The 23,669-nt window shown below is 52.1% G+C and carries 28 protein-coding genes and 2 pseudogenes; 11 read left to right on the forward strand and 19 right to left on the reverse strand.

Annotated elements, in window-relative coordinates; all coding sequences use genetic code 11:
• Positions 1 to 47 precede the first annotated feature (47 nt).
• Positions 48 to 283 (forward strand): annotated as a pseudogene (locus AC2LB6_RS12285) (type II toxin-antitoxin system RelE family toxin).
• Between the two features lie 102 nt (positions 284 to 385).
• Here the strand turns inward: AC2LB6_RS12285 and AC2LB6_RS12290 are convergent.
• The 5 genes from AC2LB6_RS12290 to AC2LB6_RS12310 all read right to left on the reverse strand — a co-directional run bounded on the left by AC2LB6_RS12290 (position 386) and on the right by AC2LB6_RS12310 (position 3,975).
• Entirely contained in the window at positions 386 to 874 is a 489-nt protein-coding gene (locus AC2LB6_RS12290) for a hypothetical protein (RefSeq protein ID WP_490093720.1), read from the reverse strand.
• A gap of 110 nt (positions 875 to 984) precedes the next feature.
• On the reverse strand, positions 985 to 1,758 hold the full coding sequence (locus AC2LB6_RS12295) for an AraC family transcriptional regulator (protein WP_490093721.1): 774 nt from the start codon (positions 1,756 to 1,758) through the stop codon (positions 985 to 987).
• A 25-nt stretch (positions 1,759 to 1,783) separates the two neighbouring features.
• A complete protein-coding gene (locus AC2LB6_RS12300) occupies positions 1,784 to 3,148 on the reverse strand; it encodes an MFS transporter (protein WP_490093722.1) in 1,365 nt (454 codons plus the stop codon).
• A gap of 137 nt (positions 3,149 to 3,285) precedes the next feature.
• On the reverse strand, positions 3,286 to 3,642 hold the full coding sequence (locus AC2LB6_RS12305; protein WP_490093723.1) for a hypothetical protein: 357 nt from the start codon (positions 3,640 to 3,642) through the stop codon (positions 3,286 to 3,288).
• 78 nt (positions 3,643 to 3,720) lie between these two features.
• Positions 3,721 to 3,975 carry a hypothetical protein gene (locus tag AC2LB6_RS12310; RefSeq protein ID WP_490093724.1) on the reverse strand — a complete coding sequence of 85 codons (255 nt, stop codon included), beginning with the start codon at positions 3,973 to 3,975 and terminating at the stop codon, positions 3,721 to 3,723.
• A 186-nt stretch (positions 3,976 to 4,161) separates the two neighbouring features.
• Between AC2LB6_RS12310 and AC2LB6_RS12315 the strand changes: the two are divergent.
• Together AC2LB6_RS12315 and AC2LB6_RS12320 are read left to right on the forward strand one after the other, a co-directional pair.
• Positions 4,162 to 4,635, forward strand: a pseudogene (locus AC2LB6_RS12315) (Rpn family recombination-promoting nuclease/putative transposase); the annotation flags it as partial.
• A gap of 641 nt (positions 4,636 to 5,276) precedes the next feature.
• Complete coding sequence (locus tag AC2LB6_RS12320; RefSeq protein WP_490093725.1) at positions 5,277 to 5,558, forward strand: hypothetical protein; 282 nt, start codon at positions 5,277 to 5,279, stop codon at positions 5,556 to 5,558.
• Between the two features lie 41 nt (positions 5,559 to 5,599).
• Here the strand turns inward: AC2LB6_RS12320 and arnF are convergent, their stop codons facing one another.
• From arnF to arnB, 7 genes are read right to left on the reverse strand one after another with little or no spacing between them, the layout of a single operon-like run.
• Complete coding sequence (arnF, locus tag AC2LB6_RS12325; protein WP_090967045.1) at positions 5,600 to 5,965, reverse strand: 4-amino-4-deoxy-L-arabinose-phosphoundecaprenol flippase subunit ArnF; 366 nt, start codon at positions 5,963 to 5,965, stop codon at positions 5,600 to 5,602.
• On the reverse strand, positions 5,962 to 6,282 hold the full coding sequence (gene arnE, locus AC2LB6_RS12330; protein ID WP_419139405.1) for a 4-amino-4-deoxy-L-arabinose-phosphoundecaprenol flippase subunit ArnE: 321 nt from the start codon (positions 6,280 to 6,282) through the stop codon (positions 5,962 to 5,964). The genes arnF and arnE overlap by 4 nt, the downstream gene beginning before the upstream one ends.
• Entirely contained in the window at positions 6,283 to 7,950 is a 1,668-nt protein-coding gene (arnT, locus tag AC2LB6_RS12335; RefSeq protein WP_490093726.1) for a lipid IV(A) 4-amino-4-deoxy-L-arabinosyltransferase, read from the reverse strand.
• The gene (gene arnD / locus AC2LB6_RS12340; RefSeq protein ID WP_490093727.1) at positions 7,950 to 8,852 is read right to left on the reverse strand and encodes a 4-deoxy-4-formamido-L-arabinose-phosphoundecaprenol deformylase; all 903 of its coding nucleotides are present in this window, start codon (positions 8,850 to 8,852) and stop codon (positions 7,950 to 7,952) included. Before arnD ends, arnT begins: the two co-directional genes overlap by 1 nt.
• Positions 8,852 to 10,831 carry a bifunctional UDP-4-amino-4-deoxy-L-arabinose formyltransferase/UDP-glucuronic acid oxidase ArnA gene (gene arnA, locus AC2LB6_RS12345; protein ID WP_490093728.1) on the reverse strand — a complete coding sequence of 660 codons (1,980 nt, stop codon included), beginning with the start codon at positions 10,829 to 10,831 and terminating at the stop codon, positions 8,852 to 8,854. Before arnA ends, arnD begins: the two co-directional genes overlap by 1 nt.
• On the reverse strand, positions 10,828 to 11,811 hold the full coding sequence (gene arnC, locus AC2LB6_RS12350; protein WP_490093729.1) for an undecaprenyl-phosphate 4-deoxy-4-formamido-L-arabinose transferase: 984 nt from the start codon (positions 11,809 to 11,811) through the stop codon (positions 10,828 to 10,830). The genes arnA and arnC overlap by 4 nt, the downstream gene beginning before the upstream one ends.
• 1 nt (position 11,812) lies before the next feature.
• Positions 11,813 to 12,949 carry a UDP-4-amino-4-deoxy-L-arabinose aminotransferase gene (gene arnB / locus AC2LB6_RS12355; RefSeq protein WP_490093730.1) on the reverse strand — a complete coding sequence of 379 codons (1,137 nt, stop codon included), beginning with the start codon at positions 12,947 to 12,949 and terminating at the stop codon, positions 11,813 to 11,815.
• Between the two features lie 698 nt (positions 12,950 to 13,647).
• On the opposite strand from arnB, the gene AC2LB6_RS12360 reads away from it, so the two are divergent.
• Complete coding sequence (locus tag AC2LB6_RS12360) at positions 13,648 to 14,217, forward strand: YceI family protein (protein WP_490093819.1); 570 nt, start codon at positions 13,648 to 13,650, stop codon at positions 14,215 to 14,217.
• A 35-nt stretch (positions 14,218 to 14,252) separates the two neighbouring features.
• Here the strand turns inward: AC2LB6_RS12360 and AC2LB6_RS12365 are convergent, their stop codons facing one another.
• From AC2LB6_RS12365 to AC2LB6_RS12380, 4 genes are all read right to left on the reverse strand, one after another.
• Positions 14,253 to 15,038: an anti-sigma factor family protein gene (locus AC2LB6_RS12365; protein ID WP_490093731.1), complete on the reverse strand. Its 786-nt coding sequence runs from the start codon at positions 15,036 to 15,038 to the stop codon at positions 14,253 to 14,255.
• Positions 15,035 to 15,484 carry a sigma-70 family RNA polymerase sigma factor gene (locus AC2LB6_RS12370; protein ID WP_490093732.1) on the reverse strand — a complete coding sequence of 150 codons (450 nt, stop codon included), beginning with the start codon at positions 15,482 to 15,484 and terminating at the stop codon, positions 15,035 to 15,037. The genes AC2LB6_RS12365 and AC2LB6_RS12370 overlap by 4 nt, the downstream gene beginning before the upstream one ends.
• Positions 15,485 to 15,571: 87 nt before the next feature.
• Positions 15,572 to 16,108 carry a tetratricopeptide repeat protein gene (locus AC2LB6_RS12375; protein WP_490093733.1) on the reverse strand — a complete coding sequence of 179 codons (537 nt, stop codon included), beginning with the start codon at positions 16,106 to 16,108 and terminating at the stop codon, positions 15,572 to 15,574.
• 144 nt (positions 16,109 to 16,252) lie between these two features.
• Positions 16,253 to 17,266, reverse strand: coding sequence for a Gfo/Idh/MocA family protein (locus AC2LB6_RS12380; protein ID WP_490093734.1), 1,014 nt, complete (start codon positions 17,264 to 17,266; stop codon positions 16,253 to 16,255).
• A gap of 108 nt (positions 17,267 to 17,374) precedes the next feature.
• Between AC2LB6_RS12380 and AC2LB6_RS12385 the strand changes: the two genes are divergently transcribed.
• From AC2LB6_RS12385 to AC2LB6_RS12415, 7 genes are all read left to right on the forward strand, one after another.
• Positions 17,375 to 18,385, forward strand: a complete 1,011-nt coding sequence (locus AC2LB6_RS12385) for a LacI family DNA-binding transcriptional regulator (RefSeq protein ID WP_490093735.1) — start codon at positions 17,375 to 17,377, stop codon at positions 18,383 to 18,385.
• A 642-nt stretch (positions 18,386 to 19,027) separates the two neighbouring features.
• Positions 19,028 to 19,447, forward strand: a complete 420-nt coding sequence (locus AC2LB6_RS12390; protein ID WP_490093736.1) for a PACE efflux transporter — start codon at positions 19,028 to 19,030, stop codon at positions 19,445 to 19,447.
• A gap of 231 nt (positions 19,448 to 19,678) precedes the next feature.
• Positions 19,679 to 19,882, forward strand: a complete 204-nt coding sequence (locus AC2LB6_RS12395; RefSeq protein WP_490093737.1) for an Hha/YmoA family nucleoid-associated regulatory protein — start codon at positions 19,679 to 19,681, stop codon at positions 19,880 to 19,882.
• Between the two features lie 239 nt (positions 19,883 to 20,121).
• The gene (locus AC2LB6_RS12400; RefSeq protein WP_490093738.1) at positions 20,122 to 20,358 is read left to right on the forward strand and encodes a hypothetical protein; all 237 of its coding nucleotides are present in this window, start codon (positions 20,122 to 20,124) and stop codon (positions 20,356 to 20,358) included.
• Positions 20,355 to 20,660 (forward strand): hypothetical protein, encoded by a 306-nt coding sequence (locus tag AC2LB6_RS12405; RefSeq protein ID WP_490093739.1) that lies wholly within the window; start codon positions 20,355 to 20,357, stop codon positions 20,658 to 20,660. The genes AC2LB6_RS12400 and AC2LB6_RS12405 overlap by 4 nt, the downstream gene beginning before the upstream one ends.
• A complete protein-coding gene (locus AC2LB6_RS12410; RefSeq protein WP_490093740.1) occupies positions 20,657 to 20,983 on the forward strand; it encodes a hypothetical protein in 327 nt (108 codons plus the stop codon). Before AC2LB6_RS12405 ends, AC2LB6_RS12410 begins: the two co-directional genes overlap by 4 nt.
• A 330-nt stretch (positions 20,984 to 21,313) precedes the next feature.
• Positions 21,314 to 21,475 carry a hypothetical protein gene (locus AC2LB6_RS12415; RefSeq protein ID WP_490093741.1) on the forward strand — a complete coding sequence of 54 codons (162 nt, stop codon included), beginning with the start codon at positions 21,314 to 21,316 and terminating at the stop codon, positions 21,473 to 21,475.
• A 118-nt stretch (positions 21,476 to 21,593) separates the two neighbouring features.
• On the opposite strand, the gene AC2LB6_RS12420 is transcribed toward AC2LB6_RS12415, so the two are convergent.
• The 3 genes from AC2LB6_RS12420 to AC2LB6_RS12430 all read right to left on the reverse strand — a co-directional run bounded on the left by AC2LB6_RS12420 (position 21,594) and on the right by AC2LB6_RS12430 (position 23,200).
• The gene (locus tag AC2LB6_RS12420; protein ID WP_490093742.1) at positions 21,594 to 21,824 is read right to left on the reverse strand and encodes a hypothetical protein; all 231 of its coding nucleotides are present in this window, start codon (positions 21,822 to 21,824) and stop codon (positions 21,594 to 21,596) included.
• Between the two features lie 113 nt (positions 21,825 to 21,937).
• Complete coding sequence (locus AC2LB6_RS12425; protein ID WP_490093743.1) at positions 21,938 to 22,573, reverse strand: helix-turn-helix transcriptional regulator; 636 nt, start codon at positions 22,571 to 22,573, stop codon at positions 21,938 to 21,940.
• Between the two features lie 36 nt (positions 22,574 to 22,609).
• Positions 22,610 to 23,200: a helix-turn-helix domain-containing protein gene (locus AC2LB6_RS12430; protein WP_163790030.1), complete on the reverse strand. Its 591-nt coding sequence runs from the start codon at positions 23,198 to 23,200 to the stop codon at positions 22,610 to 22,612.
• Positions 23,201 to 23,669: the final 469 nt, after the last annotated feature.

Raw genomic sequence — 23,669 nt, forward strand, 5'->3', positions numbered from 1 at the left:
GCTATACCGCCTAATTCAGAAAAGAGGCTTTTAAAGAGTGGCAGAAGCTGGACAAATCTCTCCAGCAGCAGTTACCAAAAATCTGAAGAAATGTTGTGACAATCCCCATATTCCTTCTGCCAGACTACGTGGTATTAAAGACTGCTATGAAATCAAACTCAGAGCGTCCGGTTTTCGCCTGGTTTATCAGGTGATAGAGCATCAGCTGGGGATTGCCGTTGTGGCTGTGGGTAAGCGTGAGCGCAGCGATGTTTATAATCTTGTCAGTGAGAAGATGCGGTAGTGAGGCCGGATGCCCCGGAGGCGCTATTTCTTTCCGACATCCGTTTCGCCGGCCATATCCCGGTAGCGCTGAACGCGATTGTTTTGCGGTACCGAAACGCGTTTATGCCTGGACCTGGTGGAATGGCGCGACGCTTAAAAGGTTGATGTTCAGTTGGCTATGCAACAGCATCACAATCAGGATGGCAGTAGTGCAGATCATCTGCGCCAGCACCGCCTTGTGCAGGCGCGCCACGGTCGCGCCCCAGTCCGCGCCGCCAGGATGCAACTTAGCGAGCGCGGCAATGGCAGGGTCACGCAGTCGTTTCTCGACCAGTGAATCGATAATGAAAATCGCCACGCTCAGCAGAAACCAGACCTGAAAAAGAGGGTGCCAGTCATACAGCCAGAACATCCCCACACCGCTAAGCATCAATGCCCAGCCGGCGATATTATAAAAGCGGTCAGTCACCGCAAGGCCCTGCAGCAGCAGCGCCGCATTCTCTGACCGACAAATCTTCAGTCGCGCGGAAAGCCAGGGGGCGAAGAGTAGCGGGCCAGTTGCAGCAACCGCCGCCAATGCGTGAAATATTTTGATGACATCATAGTTCAATACAATTTCCTCCAGTTGTTAAGGGACAGGCGCTACTTTACTGGAGGTGGTTGGCCATAAGAATGTTCACAGAGCACATCTTATCGAACCAAACGGACAGTTTTGCGGTGTTATTGGGTTGCACCGGTCCGCTGATTCTGCAAGTGCTTGCGTATCTGGCCAGGACTGCTCTCCGCTACGCGTCGGAACCAGTGACCGAAGGAGTCACCTGAGGAAAAGCCCAGCATCACCGATATCTCTTCATTGGAGGCGTCATTCGCCAGCCCCTGCCAGGCAACCGCCAGCAGCAGGCGGTTATGCCAGTCAGTAAAACGCAGCCCGGTTTCTTTACGGAACAGACGCGCAAGCGTGCGTTCCGTTGCGCCGACGCGGTGCCCCCATTCCGACAGACTTAGACGCTGTGCAGGATCGGCAATCAGGCTGTCAGTAACCTTTTTCAGCCGCAGATCCTGCGGCTGGGGCAAAGTCAGGTTGCTGTCCGGCTTCTCCTCGATCTCTTCGAATAACAACTGCAGCATGCTGTTGCGGCGCGTTTTCGACAACGGTGCACGGGTGTCAGCCAGCCGCTCGCATAAGGCAGAGATCAAAAACGAGGTATCAATCAGCTTCACTCGGGAAGTGAAGGAGTTGCAGAGCGTCGGCGCGATGTAGAGTACCGTCAAATCGACGCGGCTATAAGCCTCGCCCCAGTGAACGGTGTCTGGCGGGATCCAGACTGCCATCCCCGGCTTCATTAACCAGTGCTGCTCCGGCGTATGCCCGTGCAGTACGCCGCGTTTAACCAGTACAAACTGGCCGAGCGGATGACGATGAGGCTCATTCTCCTTCGCTGCGATTTGCTCCAGCACGCGCTCAATAATCAGCGCGTCATTGTTTAACGTCACGATATCCCTTTGTTCCGTTTTATGGCTATTTCGCCGGGTAAGTACGGGGCAATAACAGGGTAAAGATCAACCCTATCAACATGCTGACGCCAAGGATAATAAAACAAATCGGAAAAGCGTGCAGGCCACTAAGATGCAACTGCATCGTCGCCAGAATATTCACCCCCAGCGCCGCGCCCAGGTTGCGCAAAAACTGCACGGTCGCCGTCCAGGTACCAAGACGTTCCGGCGGCGCGGCGTTTTGCGCCAGCACAAGTGTGGCGGTGGCGGTGAAGCCCATGCCCAGACCTGTCAACAACAGCGACGTCGCCATCAGCCACGGCTGCTGCTGCGAAATGGCCCATGCCATCAGCAGACCGCCGACAGCCAGCAGCAGCATGCCAGCGGCCGCCATGCGCCGATAGCCCGCTACCGCCAGCTTCGCGCCGCATATCGCCGCGCCCACAACCCAGCCCAGCGCAGCCAGCATTACCAGCAGGCCGGTCGGGACACACGTCGGCTGTTGGCTGAGTGCCAGCGGAACCAGCGTCACAGAGGCATAAAGAGCGGCGCTGGAAAGCAGCACCAGCACGATAACCGGAAACAGTGTGCGCCGCTGAAAAAAGGGCAGTGGAATCGGGCTACTCTCCGGCCGAGAACGTACGCGGGCGATAAGTGCCAGCAATCCCGCTATTAAGCCCACAGCCAGCATCGCTAAGAGGACGTCGCCGCTTTCCGGCCGCGCGGTAAGAAGCAGCAGGCAACACGTGGCGACTATCAACGCCCCCTGCGCCTGAAGATCCAGACGTGCCTTGCCCGCGCCTTTACTGACCGCCGGCGTTATAAACAGCAGCAGCAGCGCCAGCAGGCCAGGGGGGATATTCAGCCAGAATATTGCCCTCCAGCCGAACGTTGCATCCAGAACGCTGCCCAACAGCGGACCAACGATGGCGGAGAGGCCCCAGACGCCACTCAGCATTCCCTGCATCTTACCGCGCCGTCCGGCGTCGAACAGCGCCGCCAGTAGCGAATAGGAAAGCACGATAATCCCACCAGCGCCGATGCCCTGTAGCGCCCTCGCCAGAATCAGCATTGGCATAGTGGTGCTGACTGCTGCCAGCGCCGAGGCACAAAGGAATATCAGCAGGCATGCCTTTAGTGTGGATGAGACGCCAAACCGGTCACCGCACGCTCCGGCCAGCGGTGCTACCAGCGCCACAGGCAGTAAAAAGGCGGACATTACCCAGGGCCAGAGTGTCGGATGGCCCAGCTGCTGGCTGATGGTAGGCAGCACCGTACTGACGATAGTGCTGTCCACTGCGGCAAGAAACAGTGCGACGATCACCGCCAGCACGCCGACATTGTTTTTTTTAGTCAGCGCTGCGGCGGGCGCTATAGTGGTCTCTTTCATTTTCTCTCCTTACCAGGCAGTGTGCACGCGCAAGGCCTGAAAAAACTGCTGCACGATGGCTGCCGTTTCCTGGTCCATATAGTCGTCGACATTACGATTCGAGTCACCAGACTGCACGATCTCGCGAAATCGCAGTGTCATGTCAAGCTGCGTCCGGGTAGCGATATTACCTTCGGTGTAGTCGAGATCGAACGCCGGTTTTCTGCCGCATTAAAGGTGGGGATTATCTGCTCGAAAATAGCGTGCTCACACTGGATATGGCACGCCTCATCCAGGCCGTGGAAATGCAGAAGTTGCGTGAGGAAGCTGCGCTGTATCGGATCCGGCATCTTCAGGCGACGCTCAAATACCGTAATGATCGACTCGCCTACATAGGCGGTGGAACAGAGCGCCGCCAGCTTGATTAGCGGCGCGTCATTATCGTTATAGAGCGCCACACGCTCCGCGAACAGGTTGTTCTCCAGTTTGATATCGCGTCCTGACAGATGACGCACATATTGATAGAAGCTGTTAGCGTGATTGATCTCCTCCGAAGCGAAGCAGGAGAAAGCATGATAGAGTCCGTTGCCCGCTTAAAACGGTGTCGATTCCGCCTGAAGTTCGCACAGGATGCGTGTCATCACTGTGGCGACGTGCATCTCTATTTCCGCCAGTTGCGTCAGCTCTTTAATATCAGGATCAGGTTCACTGGTCGCGCCATAATTTTTGTTATAAACGTTGGCAATATAATGTTGCGCCTCTTCAGCCGTATCGTCATCACGGCGAATAATATCCAGCGTTGTCGAAAAAATTTCAATATTCTGCTGTCTATGTAAAAAGCTACTCATTCAAGCTTTCCCTCACAGTGGGTAATAACCGAGAGGAATGATAAGTTGCATTTATAAATAGTGACATGCTCAGCTATGCCAAGATATCGAATGAAACAGACAACAGAATCAAAAGACCGGTTAAAGCAGATCGCGCGGTGAAATAGTCTGTTGCTAATCGGTAAAAAATTATCCTGATGGCTACCTGCAGCCTTTCCCCTGGTGGATGTCACGGTCATTCAGGATGATGAAATCGCGGACCATCGCAGTATGGCTGCCCTGACTCTGCTGCAGAAGCATATTCATCAGCGGGACCTGGCTGAACTGGTCGACAGGCTTGTCCCCATTCTGCTGGCAGGATATCTGTCTTCATCACAGGTGATATCGCTGGTGCACTATATTGTACAGGCAGGCGAAACGTCAGACGCCGAAGCCTTTGTACGCGAATTGGCACAGCGTGTGCCGCAACACGGAGACGCACTCATGACCATCGCACAGCAGCTAGAGCAAAAGGGCATCGAGAAAGGTATCCAGCTGGGTGAACAGCGCGGCATTGAAAAAGGTCGAAACGAAGGAAAACTCGAAATTGCTCGAACCATGCTGCAGAACGGCATCGATCGGAGCACCGTCATTAAAATGACCGGCCTTACGGAAGATGATTTGTCACAAATCCGCCACTGACTCATTCGACAGTCTTTCTGGCCGTACTACTGAGCCATCAAGGCTCAGCCTTCCGTTGTCTCACTGCCACGCCTTACGGTCACACGCATGCTATTCTGCACCTTCAATAATGTCAGCGGCTCCAGGCAGTATTAAATCGGGAATGAGATCGCCATAACGTCTTATCGGTAGCTTCCCCTTGCACATGTAATAAAAGGCGTCTAAGCGCTGTTAGCGTCGTTTTACGTTTTGGATTTAACAGCTCGTTGCAACATATATCCACTGTAGTCAGTAAAGGCTGTTATTACGGTCATTTGAAACATCATCAGCTTCGCTAATTTTTACTGAGTTGCTGTTCCATCAGTTTTTCTGCAGTTAGCTCAAGAAGGGTGACTTGATGTGAAAAAGTGTCTTAAACACTGCAAACTGGGGCAATATCACACCAGGGATTTGTTGCCAGCAAAGTCAGCTTACAGCTTATGAGCATGCACCTCAGATTTAATTTAACATAATTAGTATTGTGCGCCTTATTTTATTGAGGCCAATATACCTTCAATCCTATCGCTGCCCCCAAATCTTGAACAGTCCTATCCAGTGTCCTACCCACATTCAGCGCCCATAATGCTTTACAATTACACTCGCCAGGTCAACCAGAGGTCCCAATGAGCAACATCAGCAACCCCGAATCCTGCAGCGGCACCCTTTTTTTCGATGTCAACGAAACCCTGCTGGATACAAAAGAACTGAACAAGTTTGTCGCGCAGCGTCTCGGCGACAGACCAGAGCGCGCCGAGGCTTGGTTTACCTCTCTGTTGCATCATTCACAATACGCTGGGATGTGTCGATATCGTCGAGCAGCGGGAACGTTTTTTTTAAGCTTACCGGAGATCTGCCAGCCGTTCTCCTTCAATTTCGGTACGCTGAAAGCGTTAATGACCGACTGAAAATGTTTATAAAGCGCGATTTTGATGGGAAAGTCCTAATATCAGGGCTTAACCACGATGCACAGCAGACCGATTACGATAATCACCACGCCCGCCAGGCTATGCCAGCTGAAGGCTTCATGAAACACTGGAACGCAAACGGCCACCAGCCAGACCAGCACGTAACTCAGGCTGAGCAGCGGATAGACCCGGTTCAGCGGAAAATGGTGCAGCGCCCGAATCCAGCAGAGCATCGAGACACCGTACGCCCCCAACCCGGCCAGCAGCAGCAAGGCGGGCAGTATGGCCACGGCGGGCAGCGACGTCAGGCTACTGACATCGGGCAGGCGCGGCATCGCCCAGCGCATCATTAACTGTGCCGCGGAAACCAGCAGCACGCTGCATGCGACCCATCCGTAGCCTTTCATAGCTGGCTCGCCATCAGCGCCACACCCGTCACCACCAACAGCGTGCCGGCGATCTGGCGCAACGTCAGCCGTTCACGCCAGAGGATGCGTCCGGCAAGCGCAACGAAGATGAAGTTCAGGCTCAGCATCGGATAGGCCTGGCTGACAGGCACCCGCTGCAGCACCAGCAGCCAGAGGAGCATTGCTATCCCTAACAGCAGCACGCTCACGCCAATCCAGCTCAGGCGAACCCGACGCGATGCCGCATGAGTTGCCTGTTTCTGGCACAGTTGCGCGCTGCAGCTAAGCAAACTCACCAATATAATCAGCAGCAGCATTTACTTCATCTGACTGTAATAGAGGCAGACCAGCCTGCCCTGCCGATAGACGGCGTCCGGCACCGGAACATCCTCGCCGATATCACTGTGTGGGGAATCAACCAGCAACAGCAGTGACACGCTTCCCGTACGGCGATGGTCGGCAAGCCAGCCGCCGAAGTCCGCCTGAGAGACAAAGCGGGATTGCGCATCCGGGTAGCCCAGCCCATATTCCAGCTCGCCTTTGGTGTCATAGAAACCGATGTCGCTGCGCTGCAGATGCCAGGCTGCGGCAGAGGCTACACCAGGATTGTCCGCGAGGATAAAATGGCTTGAGGACAGACGCTTGCTGATCGTCGAGACAAAGTGCTGCGGCTGTTTGGCGTCACGGATTTTATCCGGGATCGCCGTGCCAATAAACAGTGCGACGCCCAGCGGGCAAAGCGCGGCCGCCAGCCAGCGGCGTTGGGAAGATCGGCAACTGTATGCGCCCACCAGCCCCCAGATGAGGAATGCCAGTGCCCCCAGCGCCAGTTTCAGCATCTCATGTGTGGCGAACAGCGGATGATGCGTCACGCTCCAGGGCGCGAGCACCAGCACGACCGTTGCCAGGGTAAGGATGCCAAAAATCAGGTTAAGCCAGCCATTGACTGTTAATGCGCGTCCTGCCCGCTGCGCGGCGTTCAGCCCATAGTGCGCCATCAACAACGACAGCGGCACAAAACAGGGCAGGATATAGGTCGGAAGCTTGCCTTTTGCCAGGCTGAAAAATAGCACCGGCATCACTGTCCAGCTCAGCAGATAGAACGCACCCGGATGTTGCTGACGCTCGCGCCAGCCGGTCATCAAAGCGCCCGGTAACAGCGCAAGCCACGGCAGCGTTCCCAGCACCAGAACCGGCAGGTAATACCAGAAAGGGGCTTTGTGTTGCGCATTGTCTTCAGCAAAGCGCTGGATATGCTCCACCCAGAAGAAGTAGTGCCAGAAATCGGGGGCCTGATGATAGATCGCCAGCGCCCAGGGTGCGCTGATCACCGCGGCAGAGAGAACCGCCAGCGGTCCGAAGCAGAGTAGCTCCCGAACTCTCTTGCGCCAGATCACCCACGGCAGAATCGCCAGCACCGGCACCGCCAGCGCCAGAAACCCTTTGGTCATGAATCCCATACCGCAGGCGAGGCCCAGCAGCAGATAGCCGCCTGAGCGCCCGGCACGTCCGCTGGCCTCCGTCGCCAGCCAGAAGCTGCACATCCCGGCCGCCAGCCAGAGCATCAGCATCGGATCGAGCACCGCATAGGTGCCGACGCCATAGACCAGCAGCGAACTGAGGAAAATCAGAGTGCCGACAGCCGCAGTGCGCGCCGAACCAAACATCCGCCTGCCGAGCCAGTAGATTAGCGCGGCTGTTACCGCCGTTGAAAAGACTGACCCTGCCCGCACGCCAAAGTTGTTATGACCGAACAGCCACTGACCCAGCGAGTTGACCCAGTAGCCAGCAATCGGTTTTTCAAAATAGCGCAGGCCGAAGAAGTGTGGCGTGATCCAGTTACCGGTTGCCAGCATCTCCCGACTGATCTCCGCATAACGGGTCTCATCCGGTTGCCAGAGCTCGCGGAACATCGGCGGGATGAGGTAATAGAGAACAAAAAAGCTGAAAAAAAGTAGCCACTTCGTGTTGTTATGTATCCGCACTAGTTCGCCTCTTCAGTCAGTTTCTGGCAGCCCAGCCACCCTTCACGTCCAGGGATTTCGCCTCTGACTATCCTGCCCACCGGTAAGGTGCTCAGATCTTCAGGCAGCAGCTCGCTTAACGGGCAGAACTGAATGCCGTTACGGGCCGCAGCAGCCAGCAGCTGATCAAAGTCCGGGTAGCCGATAATCCCTTCGACTTCGGCATGTATGGTGTACACCGCCCCATCGCCAGAAGAGAGCATCTTCGCCAGAATGTAGTCGTTATAGCCTTCTGCGCTGACCTCACGGCCAACCACTTCATCCCATGTGGGTAGTGTCACCGGAATCTGTACGGTACCGATCTGCCCATCCGGTAGCATGGGCAGGAATGGCCCGGTGCCGCGACAGTCACTGTTGTAGTGAAAGCCAAAGTCCTGTTTGGCGGCGATCACCCGGCCATCAGCGCGCCAGCCTGCCACGGCAGAACAGCTGACAGGATGACCGAGGATCTCACTCAGCGTTTCGGTGCCACGCGCTATCTGCTCCACCAGCTTATCCTGCGGCCAGACGCCGGCCCAGGTCTGCCAGGCAAAATGATCCCAGGCGTGCAGGCCGACTTCATGCTGGCGGGTAGCGTCCTGCATAATGTTGCGCAGGCCACGTCCCATCTGCTTTCCCGGCCAGGCCGTTCCGGCGAGCAGGATGTCCCAGCCATAGAGCGATGCGGCGCGGGAACGCAGCATCTTCATCAGAAACGCCGGTTTCACCAGCCGCCAGAGATGGCGGCCCATGTTGTCCGGTCCCACACTGAAGAAAAAGCTGGCCCGCACCGCATGACGCTGGAACAGCTTAAGCAGCGCAGGCACGCCCTGCTTCGTGCCGCGCCAGGTATCTACGTCAATCCGCAGACCGATCTTCTTCATCACTTATCAGCCTGTTGCTCAATGGTGCGCAGGAAGAAGTCGAGCGTGTTGTCGATAGTGACATCCATCGTCACGGTCGGCGTCCAGCCGAGTAAGCGACGTGCATTGCGGATAGCCGGTTTGCGGTGCTCTACATCCTGATAGCCTTTTCCGTAATAGCTGCTGCTTTCGACTTCGCGGAAACCGGCAAACGGCGGGAACTGGCTGCGTAGCGGATGACGCTCGAAGCTTTCCAGCAGTTGCTCGGCCAGCTCTTTGATACTGGCTTCATTATCCGGATTACCGATATTGATGATCTGACCATCACAATTCTGCTGTTTGTTTTCGATGATGCGGAACAGTGCTTCAACACCATCGCTGATGTCGGTAAAGCAGCGTTTCTGTTTGCCGCCGTCGATCAGCTTAATCGGTGAACCTTCCACCAGGTTGAGGATAAGCTGAGTGATCGCACGAGAACTGCCGATGCGGGCCGCATTGAGGTTATCCAGACGCGGTCCCATCCAGTTGAACGGACGGAACAGGGTAAAGCGCAGCCCTTCTTTTTCGCCATACGCCCAGATCACGCGGTCCAGCAGCTGCTTGGATACGGAGTAGATCCAGCGCTGTTTGTTAATCGGCCCGACAACCAGATTAGAGGTATCCTCATCGAAGCTGTCATCGGTACACATGCCGTAGACTTCTGAAGTGGATGGGAAAATGATGCGCTTCTGATACTTCACACAGTCGCGGATGATTTTCAGATTCTCTTCGAAATCGAGTTCAAACACGCGCAGCGGATTGCGGGTGTACTCAATCGGCGTAGCAATAGCCACCAGCGGCAGAATGACGTCACATTTTTTGATGTGATACTCAATCCATTCGGAGTGGATAGCGATATCCCCTTCGACGAAATGGAAGCGCGGATGATCCAGGAAGCGGCTGATAGCGTCTGAACTGATATCCAGGCCATACACTTCAAAATGTTCATCCTGTAACAAACGCTCGGTGAGATGGTTACCGATAAAGCCGTTAACGCCGAGGATCAGCACGCGGGTACGACGCTGCAGCGCCGACTGCGGTTTTGAATAGAGCAGTGCGCCAGGCACCATGCCCAGACTCTGCGCCAGCTGGCTGCCGTTCATGTAAACGCCATGCTCAGACTGTCCGGTCTGGATTTCCAGCGCACCCTCGCCACAGGCGATCAGGAACGGCTGCTTAGAAAGTACAGTACCCGGCTTCGCCTGATGCTGCTCCGGATGTACCCGGCTCTTCCAGACGATAAATTTAACCGAACCGGCAAAGGCGAAAGCGCCCGGCCACGGATCGGTAACCGCTCTGACCAGATTGTGAATCGTCTCAGCAGGTTGATTCCAGTCAATGCGGCCATCTTCGGCTGTACGACGGCCCACACGGGTTGCCTGACTCTCATCCTGCGGCCACTCACTGACATCACCCTTACGCAGGCGAGGTAACACATCGTTCAGCAACTGCTCTGCGGCCTGGGTCAGTTTGCGATGCAGCATCAGCGCGTTGTCCTGATCCTCAATCGCCACCGTTTGCTGCGCCAGAATATTACCGGCATCAGCGCGCTTCACCATGCGATGCAGCGTCACGCCCGTTTCACGCTCGCCGTTGACCAGCGCCCAGTTCAGCGGTGCGCGACCACGATATTTTGGCAGCAGCGAGCCGTGCAGGTTAAAGGCACCCTTTTCAGCGCATTGCAGGATCTCATCGCTCAGCAGATTGCGATAGTAAAAGGAGAAGATCATCTCTGGCGCCATGGTGCGGATGCGGTCAAGCCAGATCGGGTGATTCGCCTCGTCCGGTGCATAGACCGGAATACCGTGCTCGGCCGCCAGACGGGCTACTGAACCGAAAAAGGCATTTTCGGTCGCCACATCGTTGTGAGTAAAAATGGCGGTGATCTCATAGCCTGCACTCAGCAGGGCATTGATGCCGACACAGCCCATGTCGTGATAGGCGAAAACAACGGTCTTCATGATTGAGTATCCTGTACTGAAGGCTCTTCTGGAGCCTGAACAATGCGTTGAACGAAATAGCGCGGACGCGCCCGAACGTCGTTATAAATGCGCCCGATGTACTCCCCGAGCAGCCCCATACCCACAAACTGGGCACCGATAAACATGAACAGCACGGCGAACAACACGAAGACGCCGTCACCCGCCCAGGCTGCACCAAAGAAAAGTCGCAGTACGAGCAGCACCAGCGAGAAGGCGAAGCCGGAGATCGCAATCAGGCTGCCAACCACGCTGAGCAATCGCAGCGGCGTAGTGGTCAGGCAGGTCACCAGGTCGTACATCAGGTTGATCAGGCGCATAAAGCTGTATTTCGAATCACCAAAGGCCCGCTCGGCGTGGATCACCGGCAACTCAATGGTGTGTCGGGCAAAGGTGTTGGCCAGAATCGGAATGAAGGTGCTACGTTCATGGCAGTTGAGCATCGCCTCGATAATGTGGCGACGATAGGCGCGCAGCATGCAGCCGTAATCTCCCATCGCTTTGCCGGTGACCCGCTGTATCAGGTGGTTGAGCGTGCGCGAGGCCTTACGGCGAAACCAGGTGTCCTGGCGCTGCTGTCGGACGGTGCCCACTACGTCATAACCCTGACGCGCGGCGTCTACCAGCCGCGGAATCTCTTCCGGCGGGTTCTGCAGATCGGCATCCAGCGTAACAATCAGATCGCCACGAACCTGGCTAAATCCAGCCATGATGGCGGAGTGCTGACCGTAGTTGCGGTTGAGCAGCACGCCCTTTATCCGGCTGCCAGGAACGACAGAGGCCTGCTCAATCAGTTCGGCTGAACGGTCACTGCTGCCGTCATCCACCAGTAGAATTTCATACTCAATCTGAATGGAGTCACAGGCAGCGCTGGTGCGGTGAAGCAGCTCCGGCAGGCTTTCCTCCTCGTTATAGACCGGGATGACCACGGAGAGCATATTGATCGGTTTGATATCGCGCATCTCAGGCTCCCGCAATGTCATGTAAAGCCTGAATCACGCGCTCGACATCCTGATCCGTCATTGACGGAAACAGTGGAATCGAACACATCTGCTGACTGTTAAGTTCACTGGCGGGCAGACGTAAATCGGGATAGTGCTTGCGGTAATATCTGTGTGTGTGTGCTGCACGGAAATGCAGACCGCTGCCAATATCCCGCGTCTTAAGTGCCTGCATGAAGGCATCGCGCGACAGACCACAGCGCTGTTCATCAATGCGGATAATAAATAGATGCCACGCATGCTGATGTGGCCAGGCAGGCAGAGACAGCGGTTTAAATGGCAGCGTGCGCAGTGCGTCAAGATAGCGTTCAGCAATCTCACGGCGGCGGGCAATAAAGCCCGGTAGTTTCTGTAACTGCACCAGCGCAATGGCTGCGCTGATATCGGGCAGATTATATTTAAAGCCCGGCATCATCACTTCTGCCTGCGGCAGTCGCCCCTGGGTCTGGCGATCAAACGCATCAACCGCCAGGCCATGAAACTTCAGGCTGCGAATACGATCGGCTAGAGCGGCATCATCGGTTACTACCAGGCCCCCTTCGGCGCAGGTGATATTCTTGATGGCGTGGAAAGAGAAAATCGCTGTGCCGCGATGCCCGACCGGCTTTTCATGATAAGTCGTGCCCACCGCGTGAGCCGCATCTTCGATGATGGCAATGCCATGCTGCTTAGCAAGCTCATAAATTGGGTCGAGATCGGCGGGAGCACCGGCGTAATGCACCGGAATAATGGCGCGGGTGCGGGGCGTAATGGCCTGAGCTATCCGTTCTGACGTCACCATCAGGTTGTCAGGATCGACATCAATCATCACCGGCGTGGCGCCCAGCAGCGTGATCAGGTTCAGGGTAGAGACCCAGGTCATGGACGGCGTGATCACCTCATCGCCAGGCCCGATTCCCATCGCCATCAGCGTGACATGCATTCCCGCAGTAGCAGAACTCACCGCAATGGCATGCTGGTTGCCGGTCAGCTGAACAAAGGCCTGCTCCAGTTCGGCGCATTTTGCGCCGGTTGTTATCCACCCAGAGTCAAATACCGCTTTAACAGCAGCCAGCTCTTCATCACCGAATGAAGGGCGGGAAAATGGCAAAAAATCCATGCTAAAACTCCTGCAGATCAAACCCATAAGCTGTCGCGCGATGTTAATCAGGGACAACGCCGGAAAAAGAATTGGAATAGCGATTTATCAACATCCGGCTATGGCGTTATCGAGACCACGTTTTCCAGTTCTGGAATTAAGGTTACCGGACTGCTAATACAAACTACCGTATGAAACTTAACTGAACATTAAATGAATAGCGTGAATTGCAATAAAATTAAGGATCACTGAGTTAAAGGTTTGCGAAAAAGTTCACTATTATTTTTCTAATAATCATTCTGACCTCAACTCTTTTTGATTTATTGATATTTTGTTTAAAAAGCGCAAATTCTTACTGCCATCAGGCCTGAAATGAGTACATCACAGAGAGGTTACTTCCTGATATAAAATTTAACACGCTGATTTCTATGTCATCTCTTGACTCTTCTAACACTGGTTTCATATTCGCCAATATAGCGCCCCGCTGATTTCAGGAAAATCACAGAGTAAAAATATTGTCTTAATGTATTCTTAATATTGTTAGTTATTAATGTTCCGCCCTCTCAGTAATCATGACAGTTTCGTGAATCTCTGGTGACAGTGAGTTAATATCTGTCAGATTATCTGTGCATGCAGGGTAAAAACAGTGCTAAAAAAAGTGAATAAGATCGCGGCTTCAGGCGTTAACGTTTGGTCTGCCTAAGAAAGAGAAAATAATGATGATACGTGTCGCCTGTTTATGCATTCTGTTCGCCCTGATCAGCCCGGTTCTTTATGCCGCGCCGGTAACGTATGCCATAACCCCTGATAAAACATCGATTGGTCTCTCATGGCGCGCTTTTGGTCACGACTTTTCCCAGGCAAGACTGCAGGGTGTGACCGGCACGGTGACGCTCAATCCTGATGAAGATCGTGACGATCGTATTGAAGTGAATATTCCGGTGGGAACGCTGGTAGCCTCGAACAGCCTGTTAACCTGGCAGCTGAAAAGTGACCTGTTTTTTGATGCGGAGCGCTACCCGCAGATTCACTTTGTAAGCACCCGCGTTGCCTCACTGGGTGACGGTAATTACCGGATTTTTGGCGTGCTGACGGTTAAAAATGTCAGCCGGACAGTGGTGATGCTGGCCTCGCTGGACAGCGGTAAGACGATTGATCCAGCATCACGCTCGCTGGCGCTGCATGCCTCCACAGCGATCTCCCGCTCCGCCTTCGGCATGGATCGGCTGGTCGGGGTGGTTGATGATCACGTTAACATTGCGCTGGCGATTGGCGCACAGGCCAGATAGCCGCTGTAACTGTAACCGCGTAAGGTCGTGTCGGTTTAACTGAGCGCGGTCTGTAATGTTTCCGCTGTTGCAGCCAGCTGGGCCAATGGGTTGCGGCCGATCAGTACATACTGATAGCCGTCGCGCGTCCACCAGGCCAGCTTCATGCCATGGCGCTGTTCGCGGGCAATCGAATTCGTATCGTGCGGCGCAGGCGAGATACAGAGCGCCATCGGGCCATAGTCAGCGTGCAGCCAGGCAATCTGCGCTATAGACGTCCGTTCGTAGCGCAGGATACGCACCATTTTCAGTTCAGCTCCAGGCAAACGCAGTTGTTGCGGGTGCAACTGCAATCCTAAATCGAGTCGGGTTCGGTCCAGGCCCCTCTGCAGCATGGCGACGTCATCAGGCATATCGGCCAGCGTTTCAGCGCTGTAAAGCGACATGTAACGTGCTTCCAGATCGCGGATATTCTGGCTTTCATCCTTCTCATCTTCTGATGGTCTTGCCAGAAAACCGATGCTGCTGCCCACCAGCAGAAAGCTGACTGATGCCGCAATCAGTGTCCGACGACTGTAACCTTTAACCGGCATCGACTCTGGTGCCGTGATGGCTGCCAGTTGATGTGCCATTCTGGCCTGCGGAGCCTGTTCCAGCAGCGGCGCAAAAGCCTGTTCAAAATCGAGATTACTGTGCTGGAAAAGCTCAACCCGTGCCGCCAGTTCGGGCTCCCCTGCCATCGCCTGCTCAAACTGCACGGCTTCCTGCGGAGTCATTTCACCATCAAGCCAGGCAACGATTGCCTCATCACGCCACGGTGGCGTAAAAGTTTCCCTGTTCATCTTCGTTTCTCCTGCGGTACAGGCGAGGTCAGCGGCTGTCTGGCCAGCGTGGCACGTGCGGCGGCCAGACGGCTCATAATAGTGCCAATCGGAACGGAGAGCGTCTCTGCCGCCTCCTGATAAGTCAGACCTTCGACATACACCAAAAACAGCGCATTACGCTGGGCCTCGGGTAAGGCGTTAACCTGCTGCATAATGCGCTGGAAATGGCGGTTTTCGTCGCTGGTGGCGTGGTTATCTGCGGCCAGCAACACATCGGGATCAACGAATCCCTGCCCCTGCCGGACCTTTCGCGCCCGTAAATCACTGGCCCAGATGGAATGAAGGATCGAAAAAAGCCATCGATCAATACGTGTGCCCGACGTGAACTGCGCGCTGCGTTCCAGCGCGCGTACGCAGGTTGACTGCACCAGCTCTTCTGCCATGTCACGGTTGTGTGACAGCACATAGCCGTAACGCCAGAGCCGCGTCAGATGTTCCGCAAGGTGCTGACGGATGTCACTGTGAGTGATTTTTCGCTCCTCCCTGCCGCATCAGACCTCGGGGTGGCCGTTGATCGCGGCCTGCAGATCGCGGTACTCCTCGCAGTCTGTGCCACAAATCCCGGCAATGGTTTTTAACTGTTCGCGCGCCAGATCCGGACGCCCTTTGATCATCCAGGCTTCGCCCAGATATTCACGCACTTTAGCGTAACGGGGATCAAGTGCAATGGCGCGCTGATAATAGCCAATACCCTCGTCTGTGCGGCCCAGTTTGCGGGTAGCATAACCACGATAGTTCCAGGCTTCTCGGGTATCCGGGTTTTTCAGCGTATCCAGCAGGTTCAGCGCCGCCTGATATTCGCCCTTTTTCGCCAGATGCCAGGCGTAGCGGGTTTTATCGTCGTCACTCAGCTTGCTGGTCTTCTCAGGCACACAACTTTTAGTGTGATTGTCATAGACCTGACCTTTGGGACAGTCAGGCGTCTTTTTCTCACTGTCATTGTCGCCCATCGCCATACTCAGCGGAGAGTGCAGCATCAGCAACAGGGCTGGAACAGCAAGCAGAGTAATACCATAACGCGTTGTCATAATTTATCCTTATCGGGGCTGCGAGGCAGGTGATAAAGCCTGCCGGATTCAGTCCGCTATCGCGGCGCTATACGGTAAACAGCTCAGCGCCGGTTTCTATTCGATAAAAATAAAATTATTTTTTTGTCAGGCTGCCACGCTGAATCAGAACAGCAGCTTATCCACTTGACAGAAGCGCCCTTCCGCCAGAGAGATCACCGCAGCTTCCGCAATCGCCTGTGCTTTCAGGCCATCCTCCAGACCCGGCAGATCGTCTACCTGCTCACCGTTGAGCGATCGGATAAATGCATCCAGATGTGCATAATATGTTGGCTGCACCCGGCTGAACCAGTCGGGCAGGAGGCCTGGCTGCTGAATCTGCGCGTCCTGATAGCAGCTGACGCCGCGCTGCGCCTGAGAGGCCGATTCCAGCATCCCGTTAGGCCCCATCACACTGATGCGTTCATCGTAGCCATAGCCGGTGCGGCGGGTATTATCGAGCTGTGCCAGCGCCCCGCCCTGCAGCCGCAACAGCAATATGCTGGTATCCACATCCCCAGACTCGCTGATAGATGGCAGAGCCAGCGCTGCTCCCATCGCCGCCACCTCCGTCACATCCTCTTCGGTCAGCCAGCGCAGCAGGTCGAAAAAGTGGATAGCCTGATCGCGCATCTGGCCCCCGGACGCCTGAAGATAGGCCAGCGGCGGCATGGACGAAGAGCGGCAGACCATCTGAATCAGTTCCGCCGGGCCAATCCGCCCCTGACGGAGTTGTTGCTTCAGCTGCTGATGGCTGACATCGAAACGGCGGTTAAACCCGACTGTGACCGGCACGTTGTAAGGGAGAACGTTAGCTACGGCCGTGCAGGCACGTTCCAGTGACAAATCAACCGGTTTTTCACAGTAGATTGCTTTACCGGCGCGGGCAGCGGCTTCCAGCAAATCGGCATGGGTCGGCGTCGCGCTGGCGATCAACACCATGTCAATCTGCCCATCATTTATCGCCTCTGTGACAGATGCGGCCCGGGTACCAAAGCGGGTCGCAAAGTGGGCAGCGCGCGCCGGTACGACATCCGCCACCCACACCAGCTCTACCCCAGGATGCGCCTGAAGATTCGCGGCATGAACTTCACCAATAAAGCCACATCCCAGCAGGGCAACACGTTGCTTTTTATTCATTTATTTGAACTCCATCATAGTCCGGCAGAAAGCCGCATCAGCAGAATAGCGCTGCGTTTTACACTCACGGCATGGTGTTTTGAGGTGTTTACCTCAGAGGAGATCGGCATGTCGTTGAAAGAGGTCGCCCGACGGGCAGGTGTGGGACTGGCAACCGTGGATCGGGTGCTTAATGAACGTGGCGGTGTCGCGCCGGAGACGGTTCACAGGGTGCTGCAGGCAGCACGGGAAATCGGCCTGAAACGGATCCTGCCTGAGGAGCATCGTCATCCGTGGCAGATAGAACTGCTGCTGAGCAGCAACGATTCATTTTTCTTTAAACAGCTGGCGCAGGATTTTACAGAGGTCGCCTCGCATCTGGGCTATCGCCGGTTAACGCTGCATCGTACCTTTGTTCCGGAGGCACAGCCCGAGCGACTGGCGAAGCTTATCAGACAGGGCGCAGAGACACGGGATGGACTGATCGTTTTTGCCCATGAGCATCCGGCAATCTATGAAGCGCTGGAACATTGCCATGCGCGTGGTGTGCCGGTGATCTCGCTGGTCACCGATTTGCCCGGTGCCGCCCGGCTCTGTCATGTAGGCATCAACCAGTTTCAGGCAGGACGCACCGCCGCTCAACTGATGGGTAAAATGCTGCATCAGCCCGGTGAGGTGTTGATGGTCAGCGGTCACAGGGATTACAGTGCGCATCGTCAGCGCATTGAAGGATTTCGCAACCTGATTACTGAACGATATCCCCATCTTCAGCTGCGTGAAGTTGTGGCGGCTCAGGAAAATCGTGACACCCTGAGTAAGTTGCTGGAGAAGCAGCTGGTTCAGAGTGGAGATCTGCTGGGAATTTATAATACCGGCCTGGGGAATACCGAGATTGGGCAGGCGCTGGCACGACATCGTCGGCTGAATCAGTGTGTCTGGATTACCCATGAGCTTTACGCCACTACCCGCACGTTGATGGCACAGCAGAGCGTAGCGCTGACGCTGGATCAGAATACCCGACAGCATGCCCAGATTGCCCTGCATCTGATGCTGAATTATCTTGAGCAGTCAGAAGAGCCTGACACCTACATCAGCGGTAAAGTGGATTTCATCATTTATACGGCCGAAAACTGTCTGTAGATCGTGCCTTTGGTGTGATTCCCACAACGGATTTTTGCGATATTTTTTGCCGCATACCTATGCCGTCACGGTCCGGAAAGCGGATGGCAAAAACGCTTTGATGGCTTAAGTCGATGTAAAATGAGACTGCTGTTTATAATCTGACTAACGTCTGAAACGTTGAAGAACAGATAGCAACAGATAAAAACACTGGATGATTTCTAAATATTAAAATATAAAACTATATATAAGTATTTAATGGCTTTAATCTTCCCCTTCTGGCCGGGGGCATTATTATCGCTTCCGAACTAGCAGGGGATTTTCGGTCAGGCCATAAAAGTAGCAATAGTCAATATATGTGCACACCGGCAAACAGTAAACAGAGCAGAAATAACGATAAAGATACTGTCCGATTAACGCGGCGAACCATCAAAAGCATACTTTGTATGAATATTGATAAATATCAAACCTCAACCGTTTATGGCTCTCAGGATTCTGTGACGTTTCACATTCTGACAGCGCGATGCTAAATTTCAGTCGTTTTACGACAGGGTAATATGCAGAGCCTGTCATGGCCTATCTATTTATCCTGAATTCTCTGTGCATCTCTGAAGGTGCCTGACTGATTAATGAGAGCCTGGTTTGGAACAATGTTTATCCCCGGTGCGTACCACCACAGAAAGAGTGTTGTACGCAATTATTTTTGAAGCCGTCGCGAATGTACTGGTTTTCATTATTCTGATTATGTTTTCCTCAGCAGCACCTGCACAATCAGCACTGTTAACCATAGTCTCATCCACTCTGGCTATGGTGTGGAACTATCTGTTCAACCTGATGTTTGACAGAATTCAGCTGCGAACAGGATTTAAGAAAGACTGGCGCATGAGATGCCTGCATGCCGTGCTATTTGAGGCGGGCTTGTTGTTAGTATTGATGCCTTTTGCAGCATGGTGGCTGGATATAACGCTGCTCGCCGCACTGAAGCTGGAATGCGGACTGGTACTGTTTTTTCTAATCTATGCCTATCTGTTCAATCTGATATGGGATTATGGCAGAGCTGTACGAAATCGCAAAAAGGTATAATTAAATCATTAAGTTAAAACATCAGCGAGTAACCCTGACAATGAAACCTTCTCGTTAATGGGTTAAGTAAACATCACATATAAATAATAGCGCCTGAGCGCATTTGATACGAAACCAAACAAGGATATCTGATGTCAGCACTCTGTGCTGGCAGCATTGATATAACGGCGAGTCAGCTTAAATCAGACCGGGCACCGGCTCATTTTTAAATGTTTATTAAGTAAGAATACTATGAACAAATTTTACTATCTGGAAAAGTTAAGAAGTTGCCCATCAACTGATATACTGGAAGTCGTGACAAGCTATATGCGAAAAAAACTGCCGTCTGATGATATTTCTTCATTTGATGGTGCGTACGATCACCGTAAAGCTGAGCTGATCATGAATGAAACTTACAGCGAAGTGCCTTCAGAAGTCTGGAGACTGGTGTGTTGAATATTGAAAAGGAGAGTAAGGTCAATTACAGCCTATTATCTGTTGAGGGTTAAATTTCCTGTTGCTCATTAACCACTGATAATCCGGCTATTTGATAATTGCTGTCGGACAGGATTGATAAACAGATAATCAGAGCATCACCCGATCATGCAGTGATGCTCTGTTAATCTTCAGGAAAGAACGTCAGAACCCGCTATCAGAAATGGTACGAGAGACCCACCAGGCCGCGGTTTTGCACCATGATTCCGCTGGTCACAAAATATGGCGTGGCTGAACTCAGTGCCCCCCGCATCCTCACCTTTCAGGTTATAGCCGGACATCACGTTACAGGTATGAATAAAAATCCTGACCGAAATAAACGCATAAAAGCGATGATGCTGGCTGGCGGTATGAGGATGTTGCCTCTGGTCAGTTCTGCTGCTGTTGCCGGAAGCCAGAGGGGTAAGATGTTAGTCTGGCTGATGGCACTACAGTGATCGTCGATCAGTCAACTGGCGACAGTTATTATGGCATCCTGGTAACAGGTGCAACTGCCGCTGAAGTCACTGCCGGTAGAGGCAGTACTGTTACCATGAAATATGCTGAGCACTATGTTAAAGGCATTTTCATCCAGTCTGCGGGCAGTCACTTTACTGCTGATAAATTAGTGCTCAACGCTTCAGGGATAGCTGCAGTCGCTTTTGAGTTGAGCAGAAAAAATGTTTCTGCAAATTTAGGATCGGGCAGCTTTGCCACATCGATTGCGCCAGTTAGTGCTTTTGCAGAAGGGGGATTGTGAGTAATCAGTCCTCGTTGCAGGCGAAAGCATTGCAAATCACGACTCAGGTCACCAGCGGTGTAGCACTGCGCGTCAGCGGCTTCGGCTCGAACGTTAAGATCCTGAGAAATCTGCTTGATGTCGGTCATACGCAGAATAATCGCACATACGGCAATAACGTCTCATCAGACCTGAGGGGATCACTCGAAGCAGAAAAAAATTTAGCTTCTCTGACGAACTTACGGTTTTTTTTCTGGAACCACAGTTGCTACTTACCGCAGATCATCAGGATGGGACCTTGGTACGGGCGTCAAATGACCTTAACATTCATTTTCGAGTTTTAAATCGATGATGGGATGAGCCAGTGTACTGGCAGGCTATGAAGTTAATCAGAGTAATTACAAACTCAACACTTATGTTAAAACGGGCGTTTTACGCGAGTTTGACGGTGATGCTGCTTATGCTCTGAATGGATCAGAGGAGCGTATCTTGTTTAAAGATAATGGCTGGTATAACGATCTCGGTGTCAGCGCGTAAATCAGTAGCCATACCCTTTTTATCGAAGCCGATAGGGTAGATGGAAATCGCTTCAACCAGCACCAGGTTAATGCTGGTTATCATTGTAGTTTTCAAAAAATAAACGCAGTAAAAGATGAGTGCTAAAGGAGACATGAATGAAAAAAATATTATGGATGATACTGGCCCTGATCAGTTCGGGCTCGGCGTATGCTCGTCAGGAAGTTCAGATTGGCAAAAAGGTCCGGGTTACCGGTGCAATCGACCGCGATGATGGCTACAGCGAAATCAATGTAGATCGTATTTTTATACTGAAATAATCTTCTAAAAAACACAAAAATCCAGCGGTGGCGATGGCTCATACAACAAGTGGTTTTTAATACTGCCATTTCAGATGCTGAAAAGAAGCCCGGTTGATAATTCCCGATTATGTAGGGATTATTCCTGCTGACTTCCGTGCGTAGAGTTGAGTGTTGGCACAGACGGAGAGAGATTACGGCTATCCACGTCTGACTGAAACGCATCAGGAAGATGAAGTACGGGTGCAGCAACGACATAGTTACTGTAAATATAAACATATAGCAGAATAATCATAGCTAACATGATTGCCGTCATCATTTTAAAAGTAATGGCCAAAGATTTATCTTTTTTTTTTGGATCTTTCTTCACAAAAACCTCTTTACACCTTAAACATGAAACACATTCTGTGCATTACATGGAAGCCGTTCATCAGAAATGGCTATTAAATTTAGAAACCACTAAAATATGGACTGAATAAATACCTAAAATTTTGCATGCTCAATAACGCCTTTGTAAAGCTCCAGCAGAGTGACATCATTAATGAAAGCGTTAAACTCTTTATCACCACTTACCGAAAACTTTTTCATCACATTGTACTTATGTGCATAGATGGTTTTAACAGAAAGGTTCAGACGTTTAGCTGTCTGCGCCACACTGTACCCTTTCTTTAAAAAGCTTAGCACCTGCAACTGTACAACCGTGATACGCGCAAAATCACAATGTGAGCAATCCGAGGGTACAAATGCCTTGACGCTTACCTGATTTTCCAACCAGAAATGGACGATTTTTTCAGAAATAATACGCACAGAATCGCTGCGCGAGATAGTAATTAAAGAACGATAACAGAGAGGCAGTTGTTCCGTAATGATGTCTTCAACCTCATCAACAAACACCATTAAAATGCTACCGGGCTTCCGTCCCCGGTAGGCAGGTTGACACATATAAAGGCGCCATTGTGCAACACTGATTAGTATGAAATCCGCCTGATGTAAATTTTGCGCGTCATTAGTGGGTAAAAATTCTACTGGCGTATCACATAACAGTGCCTGCTCAATAATTTTTGAGATGCCCAGCCGAAAGAAGTAGTTTTCATTTGTACAAATGACTTTAAAATCCATTTTGCCCTTAAGCATCTCAAAGTTTAAAAAAAATTATCAGGTAAACTTGCCATTAACCAGGGTCAGTTCACCTTTCTCTTTTAATTCTTTCAGCACTCTACAAATGGAGCTTTTTGAAAGATGAGAACTGTTTTCAATCAGGTAAAGTGCCGAAAATCGTTTTTTAAGATGCGGTGGCAGTTTCCCCCAGCGGCCAATCAACGAAATCACTTCATCATGTGAGTTATTTTTAGGTAGCTGGATGTAATTCATCAGGTCAGAGTACTGGCCAGATAGAATGGACATGGCATCATTGAAAAGATCTTTCTCAAACACCAGGCGCCAGAACACATCGTAATCAATGAAACTGACCTTTCCATAGTCAATCCTTTCCAGATAGACAGGTGGTTCATCAAGTGCCGGAGTGACACCGACAACAAAAGGAGCCGATAAGATATTTAATACCTTATTTTCGCTTTTTAATTTGAGTAAAAAATCACCATCAAGAATGAACATAACCCGGCGTACATTATCTTTAGTGAGATGGTAACGACGCTTGCCGCGCGAAATCTCATCTGGATTAGCAACCTGGGTATACCCGGCTAGCGCATCGATGATCCGTTCATGATTTTCAGTCACTCTATACATAATAATTAACTCAATCTAACTAACACAAGGTTAGTGATTAGTAGAATAATTAGCAAAAATCCGTTTGTTATAGTCTCTTTTTTTCGCCTGGTGTATTGATGATCTTTGACTCCCCCCAGATATGAGTCACAGAAAGGTTGCTACTGGTTTCACTATAGTAAAACCATCACGCTAAAATTCAACACCATAAACATGCAAAAAGGAAGAGCATCACGCCAATGATTGGCACGACAACCAGATATTTCACCGCTTAAAGATCAATTAATCAGTATATCAAACTAACAAGTAGAGACTTACTGATAGTGTTATAACTTTTTTCTTAAAAAAGGAATCAATCATAATCATATGAACATTGATGTTATAATTCCGCTATATTAAGCACAAAAAAGGACTGTGTAAGTTTAAATTAATACCATTATAGATAAATCTTCAATCATTATGGAATCATTGTTAATTCCTCCTAAAGAAA

It is taken from the genome of Pantoea sp. RCC30.1 (assembly GCF_058148845.1).